This window comes from Pseudomonas sp. Yb2C2 (assembly GCF_052112325.1).
Lineage (GTDB): Bacteria > Pseudomonadota > Gammaproteobacteria > Pseudomonadales > Pseudomonadaceae > Aquipseudomonas > Aquipseudomonas marginalis.
On record NZ_JAVAJK010000010.1, the window covers coordinates 123,707 to 146,812 of the forward strand.

Here is a 23,106-nt window from a genome sequence, read left to right on the forward strand (position 1 = left end):
GGGCAGGCTCACGCCTTGAGGGACGCCAGGGCGTCGCCGAAGATGTCCAGGGCCTTGAAGAACAGTTCGCGGGAGATCGTCAGCGAGGGCATCACGCGCATCACGTTGCTGTAGCGGCCGCAGGGGATCATCAGCACGCCGTGGTTGAGCAGGTAGCCCATCAACTGGCCGATCTTTTCGCCCGCCAGGGGCGCCTTGGTGAGCGGATCCTCGACCAGTTCGATACCGATCATCAGGCCGCGCCCGCGCACTTCGCCGACCAGCGGGCTGTTGAAGCCGCGAATATGCGCCTGGGCTTCCAGCCCCAACGTGTGGGCGCGGTTGAGCAGGTCGAGTTGTGGATCCTGCAGGATGCTGATGTTGGTCAACGCCACGGCCGCCGACAACGAGTTGGCGGCAAAGGTGTTGGGCATCGAGCCGTCGGGAATCTTGGCCGCCAGGTCCGAACGCATGATCAGCCCGGCCATGGGCAGGTCGCTGCCGATGCCCTTGCCGAAGGTGAGCATGTCGGGCTTCACGCCGGAATGTTCGACCGCCCACATCTTGCCGGTGCGTCCTGCGCCGGATTGCACTTCATCGACAATCAGCAATGTGCCGCTGCGGTCGCAGGCCTGGCGCAGCAATTGCAGGAATTCCGGCGAGGGTGGCACGTAGCCGCCTTCGCCCTGGACCGGCTCCACGATCACGGCTGCCACGTCATCGGCGGCGGTGTAGGGGGTGTTCAACAGGTAGTCGATGTACTCGCCGGCGATCTGCTCGGCGCTTTTGTGGGTGGTGTCGAAGGGGAAACGGTAGGCGTACGGGTAGGGCGCGTGGATCACGCCCCCCATCTGGGCACCGAAGCCCTTGCGGTAGGCGGTGCCGGTGGTCAGCGCGCCCGAGGCATGCCACACGCCGTGGTAGCCGCCATGGAAGGCGATGATCTGGTGGCGTCCGGTAATGCGCCGGGCAAACTTGATCGCGGCCTCCAGCGCATCGCTGCCGCTCTGGGTGAAGAAGGTCACGCAGTCGCCACGCAAGCCATCGGGGGCGATCTCGGAGAGCTTGGCCGCCAATTCGGTGCGCCGCGTGCTGTTGATTTCCAGGGCGTGCATCAGCACTTCGGACTGTTCGCGAATCGCCTGCACCACTTTGGGGTGGCAGCGGCCGACGCTGCTGACACCGACGCCGGCGGACAGGTCGATGTAGGTGTTGCCGTCGGGGTCTTTGAAGGTCGCACCGAAGGCGCGGTCCATGGCCACCGGCATGCGGCCGCCGCCGCGTGCCATCGACTCGGTGCGCGCCGACAGCGCCAGGGCCTCGCGGGTCTTGGGGCCGGGCAGTGTGCCGGAGACAATGTGCGGGGCATCCGCGAAGTGCAGGGCTTGAAAGTTGGCTTCACTCATGACGGTCTCTCTGGAATGTCGATTTAAGTGTGCCGATCATCTCCGCCGCGGGTTCCCGGCCGGTAGCCCGAATCGGCACATGAGACGCGGGCAATCCAGCGCATAAACAATTTGCAGGATGTGACCGATGTGCGAGTATCAAAGGCATCGGCGATCTAAAAACAAGAATGTTGGTAGAGGCACACCCCCCCAATGAAAAACCAGACGATCAGCCATTTCCGCGATATCCACGTCCACGCAGCCACCATCCAGCAGTGGAGCCAGGACTACAGCCAGCTCACCGCCGGTTCGGCCGAGAGTTCGCTGATGCAACTGACGACGACCGGTTGCCACCTGTTCCTCGAGCAGATCAACCAGCGTGTGGTGCAGAACGGCGTGGCGCCTCGCGACAAGATGTGCTTTGCGGTGCCGATCAATGTGCCCGGCTCGGTTCGCATGCAGGGCCGCGAGGTGGATGACAGCAGCCTGTTCTTCCTCCACGGTGGCGAGGAGTTCATGTTCCATATGCCGATGGGCATGGAGCTTTTGTCCATTACCTTTGAGCGTGAATTGTTCGAAGAGGCGCTGGAACAGACGGCGTCGGCGAAAGAACTCAATCGGTTGCTGCGCCAACCGGTGATAAAGGTGTCGCCCCAGCGTTTCGCCCAGGCCCGGCGTCGATTGCTGGCATTGTTCTCCGAGGCCCTGGTAAACGATGACCTCGACTACACGCGCGAGCGTGAGTCGGCGCTGGAACAAGCCATGCTCGGCGAGCTGCTGCAACTGATGACCGACCCGGCCTGTGACAAGCAGCAGCGCAGCCCCAGTTCCACGCGCAGCTTTATCGTCGAGAAATGTCATCGCCTGGCCACGACCGAAATGATCAACGTGCCCAGCGTGATCGATTTGTGCCAGCGTCTCCAGGTGAGTCGGCGCACGGTGCAGAACAGCTTCCGCTCGGTCGCCGAGACCACACCGCTGAATTACCTGCGCTCAGTGAGGCTCAACGGCGTACGCCGAACCTTGATGTCTACCCGGGCATCCGAGCTGTCGATTGGGGATGCCGCCGCCCAGTGGGGCTTCTATCACCTGAGCCATTTTGCCGCGGAGTACCAGGAGCTGTTCGCGCAGTTGCCGTCCCACACGACCCGCGCCGCCATTACCGGCAACGTGCGAGCCTGAACCCAAGCCTTTAGCAAGATCGGAATCAGCCTGCGTCGTCCGCTCGGGATGTGCAGGTGTTTCGCCGTGGGCGCTTGCGTTACCGATTTGGGATACCGGCACGCTGTCGGGCAGGCATAGGATCGATGCCAGCGTGCAACAACAACGACAAGCTATTCGGTACCGGTCGACAGCCGGCTGCACCGATCCTACAGCGACTGCCTCATACAATAAGGTCAACAGCATGAGTGTATCCAACTCGATCAACAGCTCCACGGAGCTCAAGCGTGGCGCCCTGGGTGTGGGCTTTATCATCTTCTTCGTGGTATCGGCGGCAAGCCCGCTGAGTGTGATCGCCGGCGGCTTCCCCATCGGCATCATGCTGGGTAACGGCGCGGGCACCCCGACGTTGCTGATCCTGGCCTTGCTGGTGCTGCTGGCGTTCTCGGTGGGCTACACCACCATGGCGCGCCACCTGACCAATGCCGGCGGTTTCTACGCGTTCACCGCCCGTGGGCTGGGCGGCCTGGCCGGTGGCGCGGCCGGGGTGCTGGCGATGTTTGCCTATAACATCCTGCAGGTCGGCTTGTACGGCATGTTCGGCGGGGTAGTCAGCGGCACCATGGAAGCCGCCTTCGGCCTGGTGCTGCCGTGGTGGTCCTATTCGCTGATGGCGATGGCAAGTATCGCGATCCTGGGGTATCGCAAGATCGACCTGTCCGCGCGGGTATTGTCGGTGATGGTGATCGCCGAGTACCTGGCGATCCTGGTCCTGGATTTCGCCATTCTCAAGTCCGGTGGCGACAGCGGCATCAACCTGGATTCGTTCAGCAGCCGCCATGTGTTCAGCGGCACGCCGTCAATCGGCCTGCTGTTCTGCTTCGCCGCCTTTATCGGCTTCGAGGCTACCACCATCTACGGTGAAGAAGCCCGGGACCCGCAGCGCACCATTCCGATTGCGACCTACTGCTCGGTGTTGCTGATCGGCGGTTTCTACGCGTTGTCGGTGTGGTCGATGGTGGTGGGCGTGGGCGCGGACAAGATCGTGCCGATGCTGCAGGCCTTGCAGGACCCGACTACGTTTATCTATGGCATGTCCGACCACTTTGTCGGCCCGCAACTGACCCAGGTTATCCGGGTGCTGTTTATGGTCAGCATCTATGCCGGCCTGCTGGCCTTTCACAACGCCGCCGCGCGTTACTTCTACGCCATCGGCCGTGACGGCTTGTTGCACAGCCAGTTGGGCACCACCCATCGCGTGCACCAGAGCCCGCATATGGGCTCGGCCTTGCAGAGCCTGATCTCGGCCGTGGTGGTGTTGATTTTCGCGGCGCTGGATGCCGATCCGATCCTGCAGCTGTTTGCCTGGCTGTCCAACCTGGCCACACTGTGCGTGATCCTGCTGATGGCGCTGACCTCGGCCGCGGTGCTGGTGTTCTTCCGGCGCCATCCGCAGCTCAAGGCCGGGCTCTGGCGTGGGCAGATCCTCCCCGGTTTCTCGTGCCTGGCGCTCGTGGCCGTGCTGGTGCTGGCGGTGGTGCATTTCGATGTGCTGACCGGTGCCAGCCAACTGCTGTCCTACGGCCTCTGCGCGATCATTCCCCTGGCGTTGCTGGGCGGTGTATTCCTCGCGGCGCGGCTGCGCAAGGCGTCGCCACAGCGGTTCCTGGCCTTGGGCAGCCACAAGCTTTAAGGCGTGGGCGGTGGTGCCTGCCTGCTCAGCCTGACCAGCAGCGCGTGGTCAAGGCTGTCGAAGGGTCAACCAGGCTGGAATGACCACGCCTGCCGAGTAGGCCCCGCTGGAAATAATCCCGAGGATCAGCCAGCGGCGTGGATAAATCATGGGGGAACTCAATGTTGGAGAGTTGAAAGGCGGCCACCGCAGCTCAGTCAGGCGGCACGCCATTACACGCGGAAATGCCCGACCAGCTGTTGTTGGTGATTGGCCATCTGATGCAATGCGTCACTGGCCTGCGACGCCTCGTGCATGCGCCCGGCGAGTGTTTCGCTGATACCGCGGATGTCGCTGACGCGATGGCTGATATCGTCCACCACGCTGCTCTGCTCCAGGGCCGCACTGGCGATCTGCTGATTCATCTGTTCGATCACATCCACGGCCTGGGAAATATGCCCCAGCGCCACCCGGGTCTGTTGCACCTGGAGCACGCTGCCGCCGGCTTGCTCGCGGCTCAGTTGGGTACTGTGCACCACCGCCTGGCTCAACTGTTGCAACGTTTCGATCACCGTGCGCACCTGTTCGACCGAACTCTGGGTGTTGCTGGCCAGGTGCCTGACTTCATCGGCCACCACCGCAAAACCGCGACCCTGCTCGCCGGCACGGGCCGCTTCGATGGCCGCATTCAACGCCAGCAGGTTGGTCTGTTGCGCGATGGCGCTGATCACGTCCAGTACCTGACCGATCTGGTTGCTGCTGTCGGCCAGGGCGTTGACTTGCTGGAGGGTGGTTTCCAGGCGTTGGTCGAGGGCCTCGATGCTGCGTTCGGCGGTGGAGAACACCGCCTGGCCTGAGCGGCTCGCGTTTTCGGCGGCGGTGGCGGCGTCGGCGGCGCTGTGGGAGTGACGGGCGACTTCCTGGGCACTGGCGCTCATTTCGTGCAGCGCGGTGGCGGCCAGCTCCACTTCGCGGTATTGGCGCTGCATGCCGGCGCTGACTTCGCGGGCAATGCCGGACGAGGTGTCGGCGCTGTCGCGGGTGTCCAGGGACGCGGTCTGGATGGCGCGAATAATCGGCTGCAAGGTGTCGAGGAAACGGTTGAAACCATTGGCCAGGCGGCCCAGCTCGTCGCGTCGCCCGACGGGCAGGCGCTGGGTCAGGTCCCCGTCGCCTTCGACAATGGCATCGAGCAGCTCGGCCATCTTCAGCAATGGGCGAGTCACGCCGTAGGCCGCCAGCCAGATCAGCAGCATCCCAAGGCTGCTGGCCAGGATGCCCAGGCCAAGGTTGAGCCAATTGGACTCACGGCTTTTGTCGTCCAGTTCGCTCTGCATCTGCCGGGCGGACGCCTGCACCCGCGACTGCGGGACCTTGATCTGCAGTTGCCAGGCTGGGGTGCCCGCTGCCGTTTGCACGGATTGGCGGATGTCCAGGGTTTCCCCCGCGACATCGCCGCTGCGTCCCGCCACTTGACCCGAAGCCGACACCAGGGTGACCTGGCTGTCGCCCTGGTACAGGTCCTGGCTGAGGTTGGCGGCCAGTTTCTGCAAGGTGTCGAGGCTGATGTCCATGCCCACCACGCCGAGCACGTTGCCGTCGACGATCAGGGGGATGGAAATGCTGCTCATCAGGGCTTTATGGCCTTCCACTTCGATGGTGTACGGCTCGACCACACACACCTGTCGTTGCGCCTGAGGGCAAGCGTACCAGGCGTTTGCCGGTGCGCTGCCGGGGGGCGCTGTGTTGGCGGCGATTTGTGCCTCGCTCAACACCTCCTGCACCAGTTGCCCCGGCTGGCTCTGGGACCAGTACAGCGCAAAGCGCCCGGTTTCATTGCCGGCCAGGGCGCGTTGGTCGCGCCAGTCGGCGTCGCTGCCGGCCAGGGCATCGGGCAGCATGATCACGTACAGGCCGAGGACTTTTTCGCGCTGCCTGAGGGCTTCTCGGGCGATGCCGACCAGGGCTTGACGCAATTGCACGACCGTCAGGCGTCCATTGAGGGTTTGCTCGCGCAGTTGCAGAGCCTGCTGGGCGAACCCTTCGCCATACAGCGCGGTTTCATTGAAAAAACGCTCCACCTGTTGGCCATGAGCCACGGCCTGGGCCTGCAAGCGTTCCAGCGCGGCCTGTGTCAGCAACGCGCTGCTCTGCTCCTTAAGCAGCTTTGCACTGGTTTGATTCTGGTAGGCGCTGGCGCCAATCAGCGCGCCCACGACTGCCAGCAGGCAAAGTCCGCTCAGCAGGGTGATACGCCATTGGAGGGTGAGATGGGTTGGACGCATGGCTGGGGCTTCCTACGGGGGGCGTTGGCTGTGATGGGCGCGTTCTTATTCTTGTTGCGGCATCCGCGCATAGCACGGGTGAGGCTAGGGTGCGGGCATGACAGGCCGGGCGGCTATCCCAAATCGGCAACAGCGCGAGGATGGATCGGGCGGCCCCGACCTGTTTTGGGGCGGGGCTTTGGATGCTACCGATTTGGGATAGCGAGCCGTTCCAGGGCGGGCATAGGATCAAATTCAGCGCGCAACTAAAACAAAACGCTAACCGGTGCCGATGCGGTGTGGTCGGGCCAACCCTAAAGCGACTGCCTCATACAATAAGGTCAACAACATGAGTGTATCTATCCCGGTCAACAGCTCTACGGAGCTCAAGCGCGGTGCCCTGGGTGTGGGCTTCATCATCTTCTTCGTGATATCGGCGGCAAGCCCGCTCAGTGTGATCGCCGGCGGTTTCCCGATCGGCATCATGCTGGGCAACGGTGCCGGTACCCCGGCTTTGCTGATCCTGGCCTTGCTGGTGCTGCTGGCGTTCTCGGTGGGCTACACCACCATGTCGCGCCACGTGACCAATGCCGGTGGCTTTTACGCGTTCACGTCCCGTGGCCTGGGTGGCCTGGCGGGCGGTGCCGCCGGGGTGCTGGCGATGTTCGCCTATAACATCCTGCAGGTCGGCTTGTACGGGATGTTCGGTGGCGTGGTCAGTGGCACCATGGAAGTCGCCTTTGGCCTGGTGCTGCCCTGGTGGGCCTACTCGCTGATGGCGATGGTGAGCATCGCGATCCTGGGCTATCGCAAGATTGACCTGTCGGCACGGGTGCTGTCGGTGGTGGTGATCGCCGAGTACCTGGCGATCCTGGTCCTGGACTTCGCCATCCTCAAGTCCGGCGGCGACAGCGGCATCAACCTGGACTCGTTCAGCAGCCGTCATGTGTTCAGTGGTACGCCGTCAATCGGCTTGCTGTTCTGTTTCGCCGCCTTTATCGGCTTCGAGGCAACGACCATCTACGGTGAAGAGGCCAGGAATCCCAAGCGCAGTATTCCGATTGCGACCTACTGTTCGGTGTTGCTGATCGGTGGTTTCTACGCGCTGTCGGTATGGTCGATGGTGGTGGGGGTGGGGTCGGACAAGATCGTGCCGCTGCTGCAGTCCTTGCAGGACCCAACCACGTTTATCTATGGCATGTCCGACCACTTTGTCGGCCCGCAACTCACCCAGATTATCCGCGTGCTGTTCATGGTCAGTATCTATGCCGGGCTGTTGGCCTTTCACAACGCCGCCGCGCGTTACTTCTACGCCATCGGCCGCGACGGTCTGTTGCACAGCCTGCTGGGCACCACCCATCGCGTGCACCAGAGCCCGCATATGGGCTCGGCGTTGCAGAGTTTGATCGCTGCGGTCGTGGTGCTGATATTTGCCGCGATGGATGCCGATCCGATCCTGCAACTGTTTGCCTGGCTGTCCAACCTGGCCACGTTGTGCGTGATCCTGTTGATGGCGCTGACCTCGGTGTCGGTGTGCGTCTACTTCCATCGGCATCCCGAGCTGAAGGTCGGGCTGTTGCGTGGACGGATCCTGCCCGGTATTTCGTGCCTGGCGCTGGTGATGGTGCTGGTGTTGGCGGTGGTGCATTTCGATGTGCTGACCGGTGCCAGCCAACTGCTGTCCTACAGCCTCTGCGCGATTATTCCGGCGGCCTTGATCATCGGCATCGTGCTCGCCGCGCGACTGCGCAACAGCTCGCCGCAACGCTTCCTGGCCTTGGGCAGCCACAAGCTTTAAGGCCCTCGCGTTTTTATCGCTCGACTAACCAGACAATCGCAGCCTGCCGTTGCTCGGCATGGCGCGCCAGCGTGTGAAAGGAAGGTTTCAAATGCACAACTATAAAATGCTCATCGATGGGATCCAGGTGGCCGGTGAAGAAGGCCGGTTCGATGTGATCAACCCGGCCACCGGGGCCGTGTTCGCTCAGTGCCCGGCCGGTTCCCTGGGGCAACTCGACCAGGCGGTGAACGCCGCGCAGTTGGCCTTCAAGAGCTGGCGCCACAGCAGCCACCCTGATCGCTGTGAACGTTTGTTGGCGATTGCCGCCGATATCGAGCAGGAGGCCCCATCACTGGCCCGGCTGATTGTGCTGGAACAGGGCAAGCCGCTGGAGCTGGCCTTTTCCGAGGTCATGGGCGCCGCCGCCTGGACCCGCTACGCGGCCGGGCAGGAAATTGCGGTGGAACGGGTGGAAGAAACGCCCACCCAGCGCATTGAGCTGCACCGCAAACCCTTGGGCGTGGTGGCGTCGATCACCCCCTGGAACTGGCCGTTCATGATCGCCGTCTGGCACATCATGCCGGCGCTGCGTGCCGGCAACTGCGTGATCAGCAAACCGTCGAGCCTGACGCCGCTGAGCACCCTGGGCCTGGCCGACATCATTGCCCGGCATGTGCCCCGTGGCGTGATCAACTGCGTGACCGGCGAGCAGGGCTTCGGCAGTGCGATCACCTCGCACCCGGGGATCCAGAAGATCGTGTTCACCGGTTCCACCGCCACCGGGCAAAGCGTGATGCGCGGTGCCGCCAGCAACCTCAAGCGCCTGACCCTGGAACTGGGCGGTAACGACGCCGCCATCGTGTTGCCCGGCACGCCGGTGGAGGCGGTGGCCGAGGCGATCTTCCAGGCGGCCTTTCTCAACATGGGCCAGACCTGTGCTGCGCTCAAGCGCCTGTATATCCATGAGTCGCAGTACGAGGCTTTTGCCGACGCGCTGACGCATATTGCGGCGCGCCAGGTCGTGGGCGACGGCCTGGACGCCGGTGTCACCTTCGGGCCGGTGCAGAACCTTGAGCAACTGGAACTGGTGGAAGCCCTGGTCGATGACGCACGTGCCAACGGTGCGCGGGTGTTGTGCGGCGGTGCGCGTCTGGACCACCCCGGGTTCTTCTATCCGCCCACCCTGGTGGCGGACGTGACCGACGGCCATCGCCTGGTGGACGAAGAACAGTTCGGCCCGGTGTTGCCGTTGATTGCCTACCGGGATGTCGAGGATGTCCTGAAGCGCGCCAATGCCGGTGACATGGGCCTCGGCGGCTCGGTCTGGGGGCCGGATGTCGAGCAGGCCCAGGCCTTGGCCAGTCGCCTGGAGAGTGGTGTGGCGTGGGTCAACTGCCACGCTCAGATCCAGCCGAACACGCCGTTTGGCGGCAGTAAGATGTCGGGGTTCGGTGTCGAGTTCGGTCTGGAGGGGCTGCTGGAGTTCACGGGGCAGCAACTGTTGTTTGTGCGCAAGCAGGCTGTCGAAGAAGGAGTTTGAGCCATGCGTTATCTATCCCGTCATCCCGTATTCGGTTGCACGCTTGTGTGCACCCTGGCGCTCGGCGCTATCAGTCAGGTGCACGCTTATGAGCTGTACAGCGATGAGAGCCGTCACCTCAACGCCGACATGACCGCGGTGTTCGGTCAGTTCAACAGTCGCAAGAACTACGACGGCACGCCGGGCGGCTCCAGTTGGCGTGAAGGCTTTATCAAGTATGGCTTGAGTGGCGACCAGGGACTCGGCGGCAATGGCCGCGCCTACGGGGCATTTGCCCTGGTCAGCTCCGCCACGTGGGGCGATGGCGATCCGGGTGGCAACAGCGTTGGCACCGAGCGCACCACGAAGATTGAAGACGCCTACCTGGGCTGGCGCTCCGGCGACCTGTTCCCGGCGCTCGGTCAAGACGGCGTGGATATTTCCGGCGGGCGCCAGGTGGTCAAGGTCGGCCGAGGGTTCCTGATCAACGACGATGGGCTGAACCCGGGCAAGGGCCCGGCGGATGGCACCTTGAACCGTGGGGGCGCCTACTACCTGGCGGCCCGGCACGCGTTCGACCAAACCGCGGTGGTGCGCCTGGGGGGGCAGGATGGCCTGCACGGCAGTGTGCTGTGGCTCAAGTCCGATAACCGTATCCAGGCCGAAACCGAGCTGGCCGCCGCGACCCTGGACTACACCGCCCAGCCGGGGACGCTCGGCTTGACCTGGGTGCATGGCCTGGACGTGAACGATCAATGGGCCAGCGACTTTCAACGCCAGCGCAAGGGCATGAATGTCTACAGCGTGCGCGGTGAGGGCGATGCGGGTATCCCTAACGTCAGCCTGGCCTTCGAGTACGCCTGGCAGGACAAGGACGCCGGGCCAGAAAAAGCCTGGTACGGCGAAGCGGGCTACACCTTCGCCGATATCGCCTGGGCGCCCAAGGTGACGTATCGCTACACCCGCTATTCGCAGAACTGGGACGCACTGTTCACCGGCCAGAGCACGGGCTACGGCACCTGGTTCCAGGGCGAAGTGGCCGGCAACTACGCCGGGCCGTTCAACACCAATACCCGCATCCACCATGTCGGGCTGAAGGCAACCCCACTGGAAAACCTGAGCCTGGGCGCGCTGTATTTCGACTACGCCACCGTGCGCAAAAGCAACGCGTTGAACCTCGATGGCCGTGAGTTGGATGTGTATGCCGAGTGGGCGGTCAACCCGCACTTGATCATCACCCCGCTGGTGGGGCTGTACACACCCAGGCAGGACGCGACCACCGGGGGCAATCAGGTCGGCGGCAACGGCACCAACCTGTACAGCCAGTTGACGGTGGCCGTGCCGTTCTGAACATGACGACTAGGGGGCGGTGTGGCTCGGCGGGTTGCGCATGTTTTCGGCAATCCGCCGGGTGGTGTCCATGACCATTTCGATCACGGTTTCCTGGCGCAGCAGCTTGAAGTTCTGGGTGGTGCCGACGGCCGACAGGCTGCCGACCACCTCGTCGAGGTCCGCCTGGATGATCGGCGCAGCGATACCGGTCAGGCCCAGGTTGAGTTCGTCGTGGGTCAGGCAGTAACCGTCCTTGCGGATTTTTTTCGCGGCCCTGGAGAAGCCCGCCCAGTCATACGGGCTGTCCGGGTCGTTGGCCATGTGCTCGTCGAACAGGCGTTGCAGGCGGCGTCCTTTCTGGAAGGCGATCAAGACCTTCGATTGTGCCCCGCGGAAAAACGGCAACGGTTGCCCGCGCCCGAACGCGAAGTGATAGGTGTCGGTGGGTTCGGCGATGTAGGTGTTGATGATGCGACCGTCGTAAAACACGCTGGCGAACACCGCCAGGCCCGTTTGCGCCGACAGCTCGTGCATCAGCTCGCGCCCGGCGAGAAGGATCGGGTCGTACTGGCGCATCATCCAGTCCAGCTCGATGACCCGCGGGCCCAGGCCGTAGCTGCCGGCGTCCACGCGGGTCAGCAGGCCGGCGTCACACAAATCCTTGACGTAGCGGTACACGGTCGCCCGTGACAGGCCCATGCGCTCGGCAATGGTGTCGGGGTCGATCTTCAGCATTTGCGGACCGAACAGGTCGAGGATGCTCAGCAATTTGCTCAGGCTGCTCATTGTGTTCCTAAAAGAAAGGGAAGGGCGCTTGTGGCGTCCCCACGGGGACCCGGTTGCCCAAGCGCTGGCGCAACACTACCGCAGTGAGAGAAAAACGCAATCGCGGGTTAGCTTTTGAGGCTATTAAAATCTCATTAATCTCATTAAATGAGAAAAGCATACATAAAATGCTTGTTGGTTGCGGATTTGTATGTGATAAATCTCAGCACTGCAAATGCTCAAGCAAGAGGGCTGAAAATGAATGGTGCGCAACTGATAGTGAATGCGGCAGCGGCAAGCGGTATCGAGTACTGCTTCGCCAACCCCGGGACCACCGAGATTCCCCTGGTGGCCGCCATGGCCAGCGCACCTGCTCTCAAGCCGGTGTTGTCGCTGTTCGAAGGGGTCTGCACGGGGGCTGCGGACGGCTATGGCCGGATCGCCGGCAAGCCGGCCATGACCCTGACCCACCTGGGGCCGGGCTTTGCCAATGGCATCGCCAACCTGCACAACGCGCGTCGGGCCAATACGCCGATCGTCAACGTCATCGGCGATCACGCCTCCTGGCATGTCAACTACGATCCGCCCTTGGCCAGCGACATCCAGGCCCTGGCCGGCACCGTCTCTGGCTGGGTGCGCACCTCGCGCACCGCTGCCGGTATCGGTGAGGATCTGCAGGAAGCCGTGCGTGCGGCCTGGCAGGCCAAAGGCCAGATCGCCAGCCTGATCCTGCCCATGGACCTGCAGGCCCACGCAGTGACCCATAACGGTGTATTCGCACCTCTGCGCACGCCGGTTCGTCGGTTTGCCGGTGACCGGGTCGAAACCGTGGCGCAGGCATTGCGTGACGGCAAGCGGCTGGTGTTTATCGTCGGCGATGAGGGCTTGTCGGTCGCCGGCCTGGAAGCGGCGGGACGCCTGGCGCAACTGCCCGGTGTGCGCCTGTTTGCCGAGACCTTTCCGCGCCTGAGCTACCGTGGCGGTGGCTTGCCCGACCTGGATCGCCTGCCGTATTTCCCTGAAGTGGCGATTGAAATCCTTGAGCAGTACGACCTGGTCATCTGTGCGGGCGTGCCGGAGCCCATCAGTTATTTTGGCTACGAAGGCATCCCGTCGCGCCTCGCCGAGCGTGAGCGCCTGCTGAGCCTGGCCGAGGTCGGTGACGATGTCGCCGGCGCGTTGACGGCGCTGGCCGATGCCCTGGCTGCACCGGCCTACGTGCCGACGCCGGAGGGCATCGAACTGCCGCCCGGCCATGCCGAACTGACACCGCAGTCCATTGGCCAAGTGCTGGCCGCGTCACTGCCCCACGACAGCATTGTCTCGGTCGAGGGCGGCACCTGCGGCTACCCCTTCTTTACCGCCTCCGCCAACGCCGCGCGGCATCGGGTATTGACCAATACCGGTGGCGCGATCGGCCAGGGGATTCCGGTGGGCTTCGGCGCCGCTTTGGCGGAACGCGGCAATAGCGTGTTTTGCCTGCAATCCGACGGCAGTGCCCAGTACACCATCCAGACCCTGTGGAGCATCGCCCGCGAGCAGTTGCCGGTGGTGATCCTGATTGCCGCCAACCATCGTTACGCGATTTTGCAGAACGAACTGCGCCGTTTCGGCATGACCGAAATGGACCCCCAGGCCCTGCGCCTGACCGTGCTCGACAACCCGCGTATCGACTGGAAGGCCCTGGCCAAAGGCTACGGAGTACCGGCCTGCACGGTCCAGACCAATGCCGAACTGCAACGGGCCCTGGCCAATGCCAAGGCCGACCGTGGCCCTTGCCTGATCGAAATGGCGCTGTGAAGGAGTCGACTATGCATCCGCTCGAATTATTACCTGCCGTCCAGGCGTTCCTGGCGCAGCCCGGTCGTCTGTTCATCGGCGGTATCTGGCAGGACGCCGCCAGCGGTCGCCGTTTCGCCGTGGAAAACCCGGCCACTGAACAGACCCTGACCGAAGTCGCCCAAGGCGATGAACGCGATGTGAATGCGGCCGTCGCGGCCGCCCGCGCAGCCTTTACCGGCACGTGGGCCTTGCAGTCACCGGCGCAGCGCGGCCTGTTGCTGTTTCGCCTGGCCGATCTGTTGGACCAGCACCGCGAGGAGCTGGCGCAGCTGATCACCCTGGAGAACGGCAAGCCTATCGCCAACGCGCGCGGTGAAGCGGCCAGCGCGGCAAACATCATTCGCTACTTCGCCGGCTGGCCCACCAAGATCGAAGGCAGCACGCTGCCCGTATCCCCGGCCAGCGGCGCGCCAATGCTCAACTACACGTTGCGCGAACCGGTGGGGGTCTGCGCGCTGATCGTGCCGTGGAACTTCCCGTTGACCATGTGCGTGTGGAAGCTCGGCCCGGCGTTGGCCACCGGTTGCGTGGCGGTGCTCAAGCCCGCCGAGCAGACCCCGCTGGTCGCGATCCGCCTGGTGCAACTGATCGAGGCCGCAGGTTTCCCCGCCGGCGTCGTCAACCTGATCACCGGCCTGGGTGCCGACACGGGTGCACCGCTGGCACAGCACCCCGACGTGGACAAGATCGCCTTTACCGGCTCGACCCAGGTTGGGCGGCTGATCGCCCAGGCGGCCACCGGCAACATGAAAAAGGTCTCGCTGGAACTGGGCGGCAAGTCGCCGAACATCATCCTGCCCGACGCCGACATCGTGCGCGCCGCCAAGGGGGCTGCCGATGGGATTTTCTACAACCAGGGCCAGGTGTGCACGGCTGGCTCGCGCCTGTATGTGCACGCCAGTGTGCTCGACCAGGTGCTCGAAGAATTGCAGCGCCATGCCGCCGCCTATGTGCTGGGTAATGGCCTGGACCCGGCCAACAGCATGGGGCCGCTGGTGTCCGCGCGGCAGTTGAACACCGTCAAGGGTTACCTGCAGCGGGGCCAGGAAGAGGGCGCCGAACTGATCTGCGGCGGCGGCCGTCCCGAACACCTGGAGCATGGGCACTTCATTCAACCGAGCGTGTTTCTCGACCGTGCCGAGCGCGCCTGCGTGGCCCGCGAAGAAATCTTCGGCCCGGTACTGACCGTCATGAGCTGGACCGACATCGACGACCTGGTGCTGCGCGCCAACGATTCGCCGTATGGCCTCGCAGCCGGCCTGTGGACCCGCGACCTGCGCTCGGCGCACCGCGTGGCGGCACAGCTCAAGGCCGGCTCGGTATGGATCAACTGTTGGAACGTGGTCGATCCCTCTTCACCGTTCGGTGGCTACAAACAATCCGGCTGGGGCCGGGAAATGGGCAAGAACGTGATCGATGCCTACACCGAGACCAAAAGCGTGTTTGTCGATCTGGCCTGAACTGAATAATCACACGAGGTAATTGCTATGGATCTGGAATTGAAAGGCCGCGTGGCCATTGTCACCGGTGGCGGTATGGGCATCGGCAAGGAAGTCGCACGTTTTCTCTCCGAGGAAGGCTGCAAGGTAGTGATCTGCGCACGGCGCATGGCGTTCCTGCAGCTGGCGGCCGAAGAGATCAGTGCACAGACCGGCAATGAAGTGCTGCCGCTGTTCTGCGACACCAATGACATGAAGGCCGTGTCGGAGATGGTCGAGGCGGCGCACAAGCATTTCGGCCGCATCGACATCCTGGTCAACGGTGCTGCGGCGCCGTCCGGTGTGGTGCGCAATGACATCGAACACGCCGGCGACGATGAGCTGCTGTCGGACCTCAACACCAAGGTAATCGGCTACTTCCGCTGCGCCAAGGCCGTGACCCCGCACATGAAGGCGGCCGGCTTCGGACGCATCATCAACATAGGCGGCCTCACCGGGCGCAGCAGCAAGGTGCTTTCGGGCATGCGCAACCTGGCGATCGCACACATGACCAAGACCCTGTCCGACCAGCTCGGCCCTTCGGGGATCACGGTCAACCTGATCCACCCGGGCGTGGTGGACACCCCGCATATCCAGGAGCTGTACGACCGCGAAGCCGTCAAGCAAGGCAAGACCGCGCAGCAGGTCGAGCAGGCCTACATCGACGCGACACCGATTCGCCGCACCCTCGCACCGATTGAAATGGGCTGGCTGATCGGCTTCCTGGCATCGCCAAAAGCCGGCGCAGTGACGGGCGAATCCATCGGCATCGACGGTGGCTTGACCCGTGGCATCTATATCTGAGGAGCATCTGTGATGAGTAACGGAACCCTTTTGGTCGCCACCGTCGGGCAAGCGGTGATCCGCAGTGCCGACGATGGCCGTACCTGGCATCGCCTGGGCCTGGGGCAAGACCTTGAGTTCGATGCCATTACCCGGTCGTTGAGCCTGCACCCCGACGCGCCCGAGGTGATCTACGCCGGCACGGACGTGGGCTTGTGCGTCAGCCACGACACCGGCGGCCATTGGCGGCGGGTCGATTCGCCGTTCAACGGCGAGACGGTGTGGAAAGTCGCCGTCGACCCCCAGGACGCCAAACGGATCTTCGTCGGCACCGGTGCACCGTCACGCGCCGTGTTGTGGCGCAGCCTCGACGCCGGCCTGAGCTGGGATCGCGCGCCGGTGGAAATCCCCGAGTTCTGCGATGGTGTCAGCCGCCCACGCCTGCTGGCCTTCGCCTATGACCCCACTGACCGCAACCAGCTGTGGTTCGGCCTGGAGGAGGGCGGGCTGTTCCATTCCCGTGACGGCGGCGACAGTTGGACCCGCGTCGACGACCGGCTGCTGTGGGACTACAACTCCGACGTCCACAACATCCTGGTGCTGCCCAACCACGGCGAGAAAGTCATTGTGGTGGTCTGCGTCAATGCGGTGTACCGCAGCCTGGACGAGGGACTGACCTGGACCGGCATCATCGGTCGCGAAGCCTTCGGCCTGTACTACATCCGCGCCATGAACGCGCCGTTGGGCACGCAGAACGAGCTGTACCTGAGTATTTCCGATGGCACCCCCGGCACCACCAGCAAGATCCTGGTGTCCCGTGATGCCGCACTCACTTGGAACGTGCTGCCGCTGCCACAGCAGCCCAACTCCTGCGTCTGGGCGATTGCCTTCAACCCGGCCAACCCGCGACAGATCGTGGCGGGCACCAAGTACGGGCATTTGTTCACCTCCGACAATGGCGGTGACGGCTGGCAGAAGCATTGGCGGGAATTCAGCGAGATCGCTGATGTGCTCTGGACGCCTGCGGTAGCGCAGATCAAGTCCGGGCATCAATCCATCGTCAAAAAGCACTGAGGGATAGCGCCATGAAGATCGAGATCCTGCGGACTCACTTATCGCTGTGGGTCAGTGACCCTGACGTGTCGGCACGCTGGTACGCCGACATCCTGGGCATGCACGAAAGTGCCCGGGGCGAGAGCTGGGTCATGATGGCATTTGGCGGCAAGCACCACGACATCGCCCTGATTCGCGCCGACCCCGGCGCCCATCAAGGCGGGTTGGGCCTGCAGCACTACGGCCTGGAAATCGCCGGGGACATGACCACCCTGCGCCAGCTCTACGGCATGTTGCTGGGCAAGGGCGTCGAGGTGGTGAAGATCACCGATCACGAGATCGGCCATGGCGTGTATTTCAACGACCCCGACGGCAATCGCATGGAGTTCTTCCTCGAGACCGAACACGACGATGCGCGCGGCAAGGCCCGGTTCAAGGCCGCCGGCGCGCCGAGCCGACATTTCAACCTGGATCCACTCGACCCACTTTGAGGCAACCCTGATGAAAACCGCGAATTTTGCTACGTATCACATCCGCAAATGGTACAGCTTTGTCGAAGAAACCCTGGCCAACGAAACCGGCCAACTGGCCGATGGCGAGCCCCTGTTCAAGTACGCGATCGCCGCCGTGATCGCCAACCCCTATGCCGGTCGCTACAGCGAGTCGCTCGCCGAACTGGTCGATCCTTCGCCGTTGCTGGGCGAAGAGTTTGGCCGGCGCATACAGGCACTGGCCGGTGCCCATGAGATTGTCAGCTATGGTAAGGCGATCCTGGTCGGCAGCGCGGGCGAATACGAGCACGGCAACGCGTTCCTGACCAACCCGGCCGCCGATCCGATTCGCGTCGCGCTGGGCGGTGGCAAGTCGTGGGTGCCTTCCACCGGCAAGCGCGGCGGCCCGGGTTCGACCATTGACGTCCCCCTGGCGCACAAGGATGCGCTCTACGTACGTTCCCACTACGACAGCATGTCGCTGATGTTCGGCGACGGCCCCGCGCCGGACGAAGTCATCGTGATCTGGGCCTTCGCCACGCGCGGGCGCCTGCACGCACGGCTGGGTGGCCTGCGTGCCGAAGACATCCAGGGCGTTGACGGGCTGCGCTGATGACACGCGTGCGGCCTTGGCAACGCCGGTTTAAAACCACAACAAGAAAGCGGTGAACAGCGATGAAGCAGGAGAAGACCCAGGTTGTGATTGTCGGGGGCGGGCCCAATGGGATCACGGCCGCGCACTATATGGGGATGTACGGTATCGACTGCGTCGTCCTTGAGCTTGCCGACTGCATACTGCCTTACCCACGCGCGGTGGGCATGGATGATGAAGCGCTGCGCGTGTTGCAGGCGATCGGCATCGCCGAATTGGCAGTGCGTGACATGATCTGCGATGTTCCACTGCGTTATTACAACGCGCGGGGCGTGTGTTTTGCCGAGGTCAAGCCAAGTGCCGCGCAGTACGGCTGGCCGATGCGCAACATCTTCATGCAGCAGTTGCTCGAAGGCACGCTGCGCGAAACCCTGGGGCAGCGCAGCACTGTGGTGTTGCGCCAAGGTCATGAAATGCTGGAGCTGGAACAGGATGGGGAGGGCGTGACCTTGCAGGTCCGCGATGCCCAGGGCGAGGTGTATCAGCTGAGCGCCGATTACGTGATCGGCGCCGACGGCGGGCGCTCCACCGTACGCAAAAAGCTGGGCGTCGAACTGCTGGGGTTGACCCATGCGCGCAAATGGGTGGTGGTCGATACCGCCAATGACACCCTGGATGCGCCTTACACCGCCCTGCACGCCGACCCGCAGCGGCCCTTCGTGTGCATTTACCTGCCGTACCAGCAGCGGCGCTGGGAGTTCATGCTGATGGAGGGCGAGGACGAGGCGAAGATGTGTGACGAGAACACCATTCGCGACCTGATCCGTGGGCATATCGGCGACGCCGTGGACGCGCTGAATATCATCCGTATCCGCGCCTACACCCACCATTCGCGCGTGGCGGCGCGGTTTGTCCAGGGGCGTGTGGCACTGGTCGGCGATGCCGCGCATATATCGCCACCCTGGGCCGGGCAGGGCCTTAATTCCGGGTTGCGCGACGTGGCCAACGTGGCCTGGAAACTGGCCGCGATCATCCAGGGGCGTGCGGCCCATGGGATCCTTGCCAGCTACGACCAGGAACGTCGCGGACACGCCACGGAACTGGTGGCCCTGGCCGACAATATGGGCACGGTACTGGGGCTGACCAACCCGTTGATGGCCGGCGTGCGTGACTGGTTGTTCCAGGCGGTGAACAGCGTCGATAACCTGCGTTCGCACCTGCTGGAGTTCAAGTTCAAACCCAAGGCCACCCTCACCAAAGGGCTGGTCTATCACGAACGTGCCGAACTGCGTGAAGACGACCTGGTGGGCCAGCTGTTTGTGCAGCCGTTTATCGAAGACGCCCAGGGCCAGCGTCGGCGCCTGGATGACGTGCTGGGCAATTCCTATGCGGTGCTGGGTTACCGGGTCAATCCCCGTGAGCCACTGAGCGAAGACATGGCAAGGTTCTGGGCGCGCTGGGACACGCGCTTTATCCAGGTCAATCGCTCGCGCAGCGGCCTGGGCCGCCACCAGCCCTTGACGGCGACGGACGCCATCAGCGTGGAGGATGTGGATAACCGCCTCGGCGAATGGTTCTCCAGGGTGCGCGATTGCATCGTCGTGGTGCGTCCTGACCGGTTTGTTGCCGCCATCACCACGCCGGAGCGGCTTGACGCGGTATTACGCAAGTTAGCGGGGCAACTGTCATGAGCATCGATACGGGCGTATTGAGCCAGTTAGACCAGGCCACGCGTACGGTGCAAGCGATTGCGCCACTGGCCCCCGAGGCGTTGGACCTGCGCGGCGGCTACGCACTGCAACGCCAGGCGCTGGATGCGCGCCTGGCGGCGGGCGAACAGTTCAGCGGTTGGAAAATCGCCTTCGCCGGCAGCGCCGCGCAACGGCGCTTCGGCATTGACGAACCGGTGTATGGCGGCCTGACCGACGCGATGTGCGTGCAGCCGAACACGGCGGTGGCGCTGTCGCGGTTGATCCAGCCCAAGCTGGAGATCGAAGTGGCGATTGTGCTGGGTCGCAGCCTGGCGCCAGGTGACTACAGCGATGAGGAGATCCTGGCCGCAATTGCCGAGGTGGCACCCGCGTTCGAGATTGCCGACTGCCGTTGGCAGGAGTGGACGTTCGGGGTAGGGGCCTTTCTGGCCGACAACGCGGCAGCGGGCTTGTATTGCCTGGGACCCAGAACCGTTTTCGACCCTGTTGAACATGCCAACGTGACGTTCCGCCTGGAATGCGCAGGCGCGATCTGCGGCGAAGGGGAGACCCAGGGCCGGGAAGATCCACCGCTGGCCAATCTGTGCTGGCTGATACGCCGGCTGCTGGCCGATGGTCAACCGGTGGAGGCCGGGCAGGTGGTGCTGTCTGGCGCGCTGTTGGCGCCGATGAATATCCAGCCCTGCACCTACCGCCTGCAGATGTTTGGCACGGAACTGGCTTTGCTTTTCACTGCGGACACTGCCGCAGTGTGAGCCCTAGCTGCCGTCAAGGATGACTCCAGTCCCCTTCAGGCCGATGACAACAACGGGGCCCCCGAGGAACGACCACCATGCTTGCCGAAGTTCGAACCTTCAATGACCCTCAACTGCACGCCGGTTCCATCCAGGGCTGGCAGCAGGTGTATGACCAACTGGGGCGTGGCAGCCTGACCAGTGAGCTGCGCCAGTTGTCGGCCGAGCGCTTTCAGATCTTCCAGGAAGTATTGGACAAACGCGTGGTGCAGCGCGGCCATGCGCCCAAGGGACGACTGTGCGCGGCCATGTCATTGGGCGGCGAGCCCGTTGTGCAGGGCCAGCAGGTGGGCACCCACAGTGTGGTGCTGTTGCGCGCTTGCGAGGAGTTTGTGCTGCATGCGCCGGAAGGCACGCACTTCTTCGCTTTCAACGTCGACACGGTGCGTTTCGCCAAACTCGCCGCCTTCGAGTTGTCCGGCGACCAGCTCAAGCGCTTGAGCACCCGCTCCCAGCTGTGCGTGGATGACGCGTTACGGCTGCGGATACGCCAGCGTATCTACCCGCTGTTTCGTCACCTTTTGCAACAACCCGAGGCCATCAGTGCAACCGCCGAGAACATGCTCGAAGACGAGTTGCTCAATGCCTTTCTCGACCTGTTCAGCAATGCCACCGACGAAGTGCGTTGCCGGCGCGGCAACTTCGCCGTGAGTGCCTACCTGGTCAAGCGTTGCCAGGAGTTGATCGATGCCAGCGGCGAGACTCCGCTGAGCATTCTCGACCTGTGCGAACACCTGCGGGTCAGCCGACGGACCCTGCAGAACAGTTTCCAGGCGGTGACCGGCATGCGTCCGCTGGAGTACCTGCGCAACCTGCGCCTGAATGCGGTGCGTCGACGCCTGATCGCAACGCCGGCCTGCAGCCAGAACGTCGGTGATGTGGCGGTGGCGATGGGCTTTTTCCACCTGAGCCACTTTGCCGCCCATTACCGCGAGTTGTTTGGCGAATCGCCTTCGCACACCCAGCGGGCGATCGGCTGAATAGACGAAGGGTCAGGCCGCCGTGTCATCCAGTCCCGGGTCCACGCGTTTGCCGATGTCCTTGAGCCGGGCCAATTGGTCGACCACGCTGGGGGCTTCATCCAGGCAACTGACGAACGTCCACAGGTACGTCATCACCGCATAGATATGGCCGGCCTTCACTGCGGGCGCCAGGGCCAACTGGCTGATGGCGACCACGAACAGCAAGGCCGCAAGGATGCCGATGGTGAGGAAGGCAACCGCCTCACGGTCCGACAGCCCGATACGCAGCCGCGACAGCACCTGATAGTGGCGGCGCAGCGTGGGGGCGCCGACCTTTTCCACCAGGCTGATTTCCTTTTCCAGGCGGTTGTTCAGCCGCTCATGCAAGCGCTGGTTGCGCCGTGCAAAGCCAGGCACCACCACCAGGCACAGCCCCAGCGCCACCAGGCACGCCAGGCCGACCCAGGGTTCGATCACCAGCAACATGGCCGCCGCGCCGATGATCGAGACCAGCGCCGTCGCAATGGTGGGCACGTGTTTTTCGAAGAAATCGACGAACTCCCGTGCCAGTACCACCCGCGCGGCGGACGTTGAGGTGCTGTGGCGTTGCAGGCGCTGGTTAAGAATCACCGGCACGGCAAGGTCGGCGTAGATACGCGTAAAGGTGCGGGTGTCCAGGGCCCGTCGGGCGGCGCCCACCACCCAGAACCCGAGGACCACGGCGGCGTAGAGCAGGGCATTGCCGGTGTCGCCACGGATAATCGCGTCGACGGCAAACCCCGCAAACAACGGGTAGGCCAGCAGCAGCGCGTTTTCCAGCGCCACCAGCGACAGGGTGGCGGACAATTTGCCGGGGTAGGCCTTGGCGATCGCCTTGAGTGTCTGGCTGGCGGATTGTTGACCGATTTTGCGGCTCTGCTCGATCAGTAGTGGAGGTGTGACGGAGGGCATGGGCCACCTGGTTTACGCAAAGTAGGGGGGCGGGAACTCAGGGTCCCGGTATAAAGACCGCGGGTGATGTCGAGCAGATAGCGCGTTTCCTCGGTCATCAGTAACAAGTCGATCTGCACTTCTTCGATCACGATTTCCAGGGTGATCAGCAGGCAAATCGCCGGCGCGGTAAATAACCAGTGGTAATAGGACTGGCTGAACAGCGATGCGACAACCCCAAGGACCCACAGTGACAACACCAGGCGTGGCGCCTGTTTCTGCAGGGGAATCCAGAAGCGCTGCAACCGCTTGAGCTTGGCGCTATAGAGCCTTACCGAGTCTTCAAGCAGCGCCACGTCAATCACGTTTCGATCACGATAGTTGAAAGGCATACAGGCAATTCCAGGCTGACTACAAGAGGCGGGTGTGTGGCCTGGTCAAGGCGCGCGCAGGCAGCGCGCGATTCAACCAGGCCAGGTTGACTTCGTTGACTTGCACCCATTCGCCGTTCTGTGGAATCCCTTCGCAGCTCTTGAAAGCAATGCAACGTCCTTGTGCGTCGAGCAAGGCAAAGTGGCGGTACCGATTGACCCTGAAAATACAGAGGCGCAT

The 23,106-nt window shown here is 63.4% G+C and carries 19 protein-coding genes and 1 pseudogene; 14 read left to right on the plus strand and 6 right to left on the minus strand.

Going from position 1 to position 23,106, the window contains the following annotated elements; genetic code table 11:
- Positions 1–8 precede the first annotated feature (8 nt).
- Positions 9–1,385 carry an aspartate aminotransferase family protein gene (locus Q8X51_RS15985; protein ID WP_065927426.1) on the minus strand — a complete coding sequence of 459 codons (1,377 nt, stop codon included), beginning with the start codon at positions 1,383–1,385 and terminating at the stop codon, positions 9–11.
- A 192-nt stretch (positions 1,386–1,577) separates the two neighbouring features.
- Between Q8X51_RS15985 and Q8X51_RS15990 the strand changes: the two genes are divergently transcribed.
- Together Q8X51_RS15990 and Q8X51_RS15995 are read left to right on the plus strand one after the other, a co-directional pair.
- Positions 1,578–2,546 carry a helix-turn-helix domain-containing protein gene (locus Q8X51_RS15990; protein WP_065927427.1) on the plus strand — a complete coding sequence of 323 codons (969 nt, stop codon included), beginning with the start codon at positions 1,578–1,580 and terminating at the stop codon, positions 2,544–2,546.
- A 223-nt stretch (positions 2,547–2,769) separates the two neighbouring features.
- Entirely contained in the window at positions 2,770–4,218 is a 1,449-nt protein-coding gene (locus tag Q8X51_RS15995) for an APC family permease (RefSeq protein WP_407694426.1), read from the plus strand.
- Positions 4,219–4,430: 212 nt separating this feature from the next.
- On the opposite strand, the gene Q8X51_RS16000 is transcribed toward Q8X51_RS15995, so the two are convergent.
- Positions 4,431–5,186: a methyl-accepting chemotaxis protein gene (locus Q8X51_RS16000; RefSeq protein ID WP_370671276.1), complete on the minus strand. Its 756-nt coding sequence runs from the start codon at positions 5,184–5,186 to the stop codon at positions 4,431–4,433.
- 102 nt (positions 5,187–5,288) lie between these two features.
- Positions 5,289–6,482 (minus strand): annotated as a pseudogene (locus Q8X51_RS16005) (HAMP domain-containing protein); the annotation flags it as partial.
- A gap of 328 nt (positions 6,483–6,810) precedes the next feature.
- On the opposite strand from Q8X51_RS16005, the gene Q8X51_RS16010 reads away from it, so the two are divergent.
- The 3 genes from Q8X51_RS16010 (at position 6,811) to Q8X51_RS16020 (ending at position 11,110) form a co-directional block, all read left to right on the plus strand.
- Positions 6,811–8,259, plus strand: a complete 1,449-nt coding sequence (locus tag Q8X51_RS16010) for an APC family permease (RefSeq protein WP_407694425.1) — start codon at positions 6,811–6,813, stop codon at positions 8,257–8,259.
- Positions 8,260–8,350: 91 nt separating this feature from the next.
- Positions 8,351–9,781, plus strand: a complete 1,431-nt coding sequence (locus Q8X51_RS16015; protein ID WP_065927431.1) for an aldehyde dehydrogenase family protein — start codon at positions 8,351–8,353, stop codon at positions 9,779–9,781.
- 3 nt (positions 9,782–9,784) lie between these two features.
- A complete protein-coding gene (locus Q8X51_RS16020) occupies positions 9,785–11,110 on the plus strand; it encodes a hypothetical protein (protein WP_315872465.1) in 1,326 nt (441 codons plus the stop codon).
- A 9-nt stretch (positions 11,111–11,119) separates the two neighbouring features.
- On the opposite strand, the gene Q8X51_RS16025 is transcribed toward Q8X51_RS16020, so the two are convergent.
- Positions 11,120–11,878 carry an IclR family transcriptional regulator gene (locus Q8X51_RS16025; RefSeq protein ID WP_065941646.1) on the minus strand — a complete coding sequence of 253 codons (759 nt, stop codon included), beginning with the start codon at positions 11,876–11,878 and terminating at the stop codon, positions 11,120–11,122.
- Between the two features lie 237 nt (positions 11,879–12,115).
- Between Q8X51_RS16025 and Q8X51_RS16030 the strand changes: the two genes are divergently transcribed.
- The 9 genes from Q8X51_RS16030 to Q8X51_RS16070 all read left to right on the plus strand — a co-directional run bounded on the left by Q8X51_RS16030 (position 12,116) and on the right by Q8X51_RS16070 (position 21,582).
- Positions 12,116–13,657: an acetolactate synthase large subunit gene (locus tag Q8X51_RS16030; RefSeq protein WP_407694424.1), complete on the plus strand. Its 1,542-nt coding sequence runs from the start codon at positions 12,116–12,118 to the stop codon at positions 13,655–13,657.
- Between the two features lie 11 nt (positions 13,658–13,668).
- Complete coding sequence (locus Q8X51_RS16035) at positions 13,669–15,159, plus strand: aldehyde dehydrogenase family protein (protein ID WP_065927434.1); 1,491 nt, start codon at positions 13,669–13,671, stop codon at positions 15,157–15,159.
- A 27-nt stretch (positions 15,160–15,186) separates the two neighbouring features.
- Positions 15,187–15,981, plus strand: coding sequence for an SDR family NAD(P)-dependent oxidoreductase (locus Q8X51_RS16040; protein ID WP_027606679.1), 795 nt, complete (start codon positions 15,187–15,189; stop codon positions 15,979–15,981).
- 12 nt (positions 15,982–15,993) lie between these two features.
- On the plus strand, positions 15,994–17,034 hold the full coding sequence (locus Q8X51_RS16045; protein WP_065927435.1) for a WD40/YVTN/BNR-like repeat-containing protein: 1,041 nt from the start codon (positions 15,994–15,996) through the stop codon (positions 17,032–17,034).
- Positions 17,035–17,045: 11 nt separating this feature from the next.
- Positions 17,046–17,504 carry a VOC family protein gene (locus Q8X51_RS16050; protein ID WP_012724261.1) on the plus strand — a complete coding sequence of 153 codons (459 nt, stop codon included), beginning with the start codon at positions 17,046–17,048 and terminating at the stop codon, positions 17,502–17,504.
- Between the two features lie 10 nt (positions 17,505–17,514).
- Positions 17,515–18,117, plus strand: coding sequence for an amino acid synthesis family protein (locus Q8X51_RS16055; protein WP_323146079.1), 603 nt, complete (start codon positions 17,515–17,517; stop codon positions 18,115–18,117).
- 62 nt (positions 18,118–18,179) lie between these two features.
- Complete coding sequence (locus Q8X51_RS16060) at positions 18,180–19,787, plus strand: bifunctional 3-(3-hydroxy-phenyl)propionate/3-hydroxycinnamic acid hydroxylase (protein ID WP_407694423.1); 1,608 nt, start codon at positions 18,180–18,182, stop codon at positions 19,785–19,787.
- Entirely contained in the window at positions 19,784–20,563 is a 780-nt protein-coding gene (locus Q8X51_RS16065; protein ID WP_407694422.1) for a 2-keto-4-pentenoate hydratase, read from the plus strand. Before Q8X51_RS16060 ends, Q8X51_RS16065 begins: the two co-directional genes overlap by 4 nt.
- Before the next feature lie 77 nt (positions 20,564–20,640).
- Entirely contained in the window at positions 20,641–21,582 is a 942-nt protein-coding gene (locus Q8X51_RS16070; protein WP_065927438.1) for a helix-turn-helix domain-containing protein, read from the plus strand.
- 12 nt (positions 21,583–21,594) lie between these two features.
- Here Q8X51_RS16070 and Q8X51_RS16075 read toward each other — a convergent pair whose 3' ends face one another.
- Positions 21,595–22,515: an ABC transporter six-transmembrane domain-containing protein gene (locus tag Q8X51_RS16075; protein ID WP_065927439.1), complete on the minus strand. Its 921-nt coding sequence runs from the start codon at positions 22,513–22,515 to the stop codon at positions 21,595–21,597.
- Positions 22,488–22,886 (minus strand): hypothetical protein, encoded by a 399-nt coding sequence (locus Q8X51_RS16080; RefSeq protein ID WP_065927440.1) that lies wholly within the window; start codon positions 22,884–22,886, stop codon positions 22,488–22,490. Before Q8X51_RS16080 ends, Q8X51_RS16075 begins: the two co-directional genes overlap by 28 nt.
- Positions 22,887–23,106 lie beyond the last annotated feature (220 nt).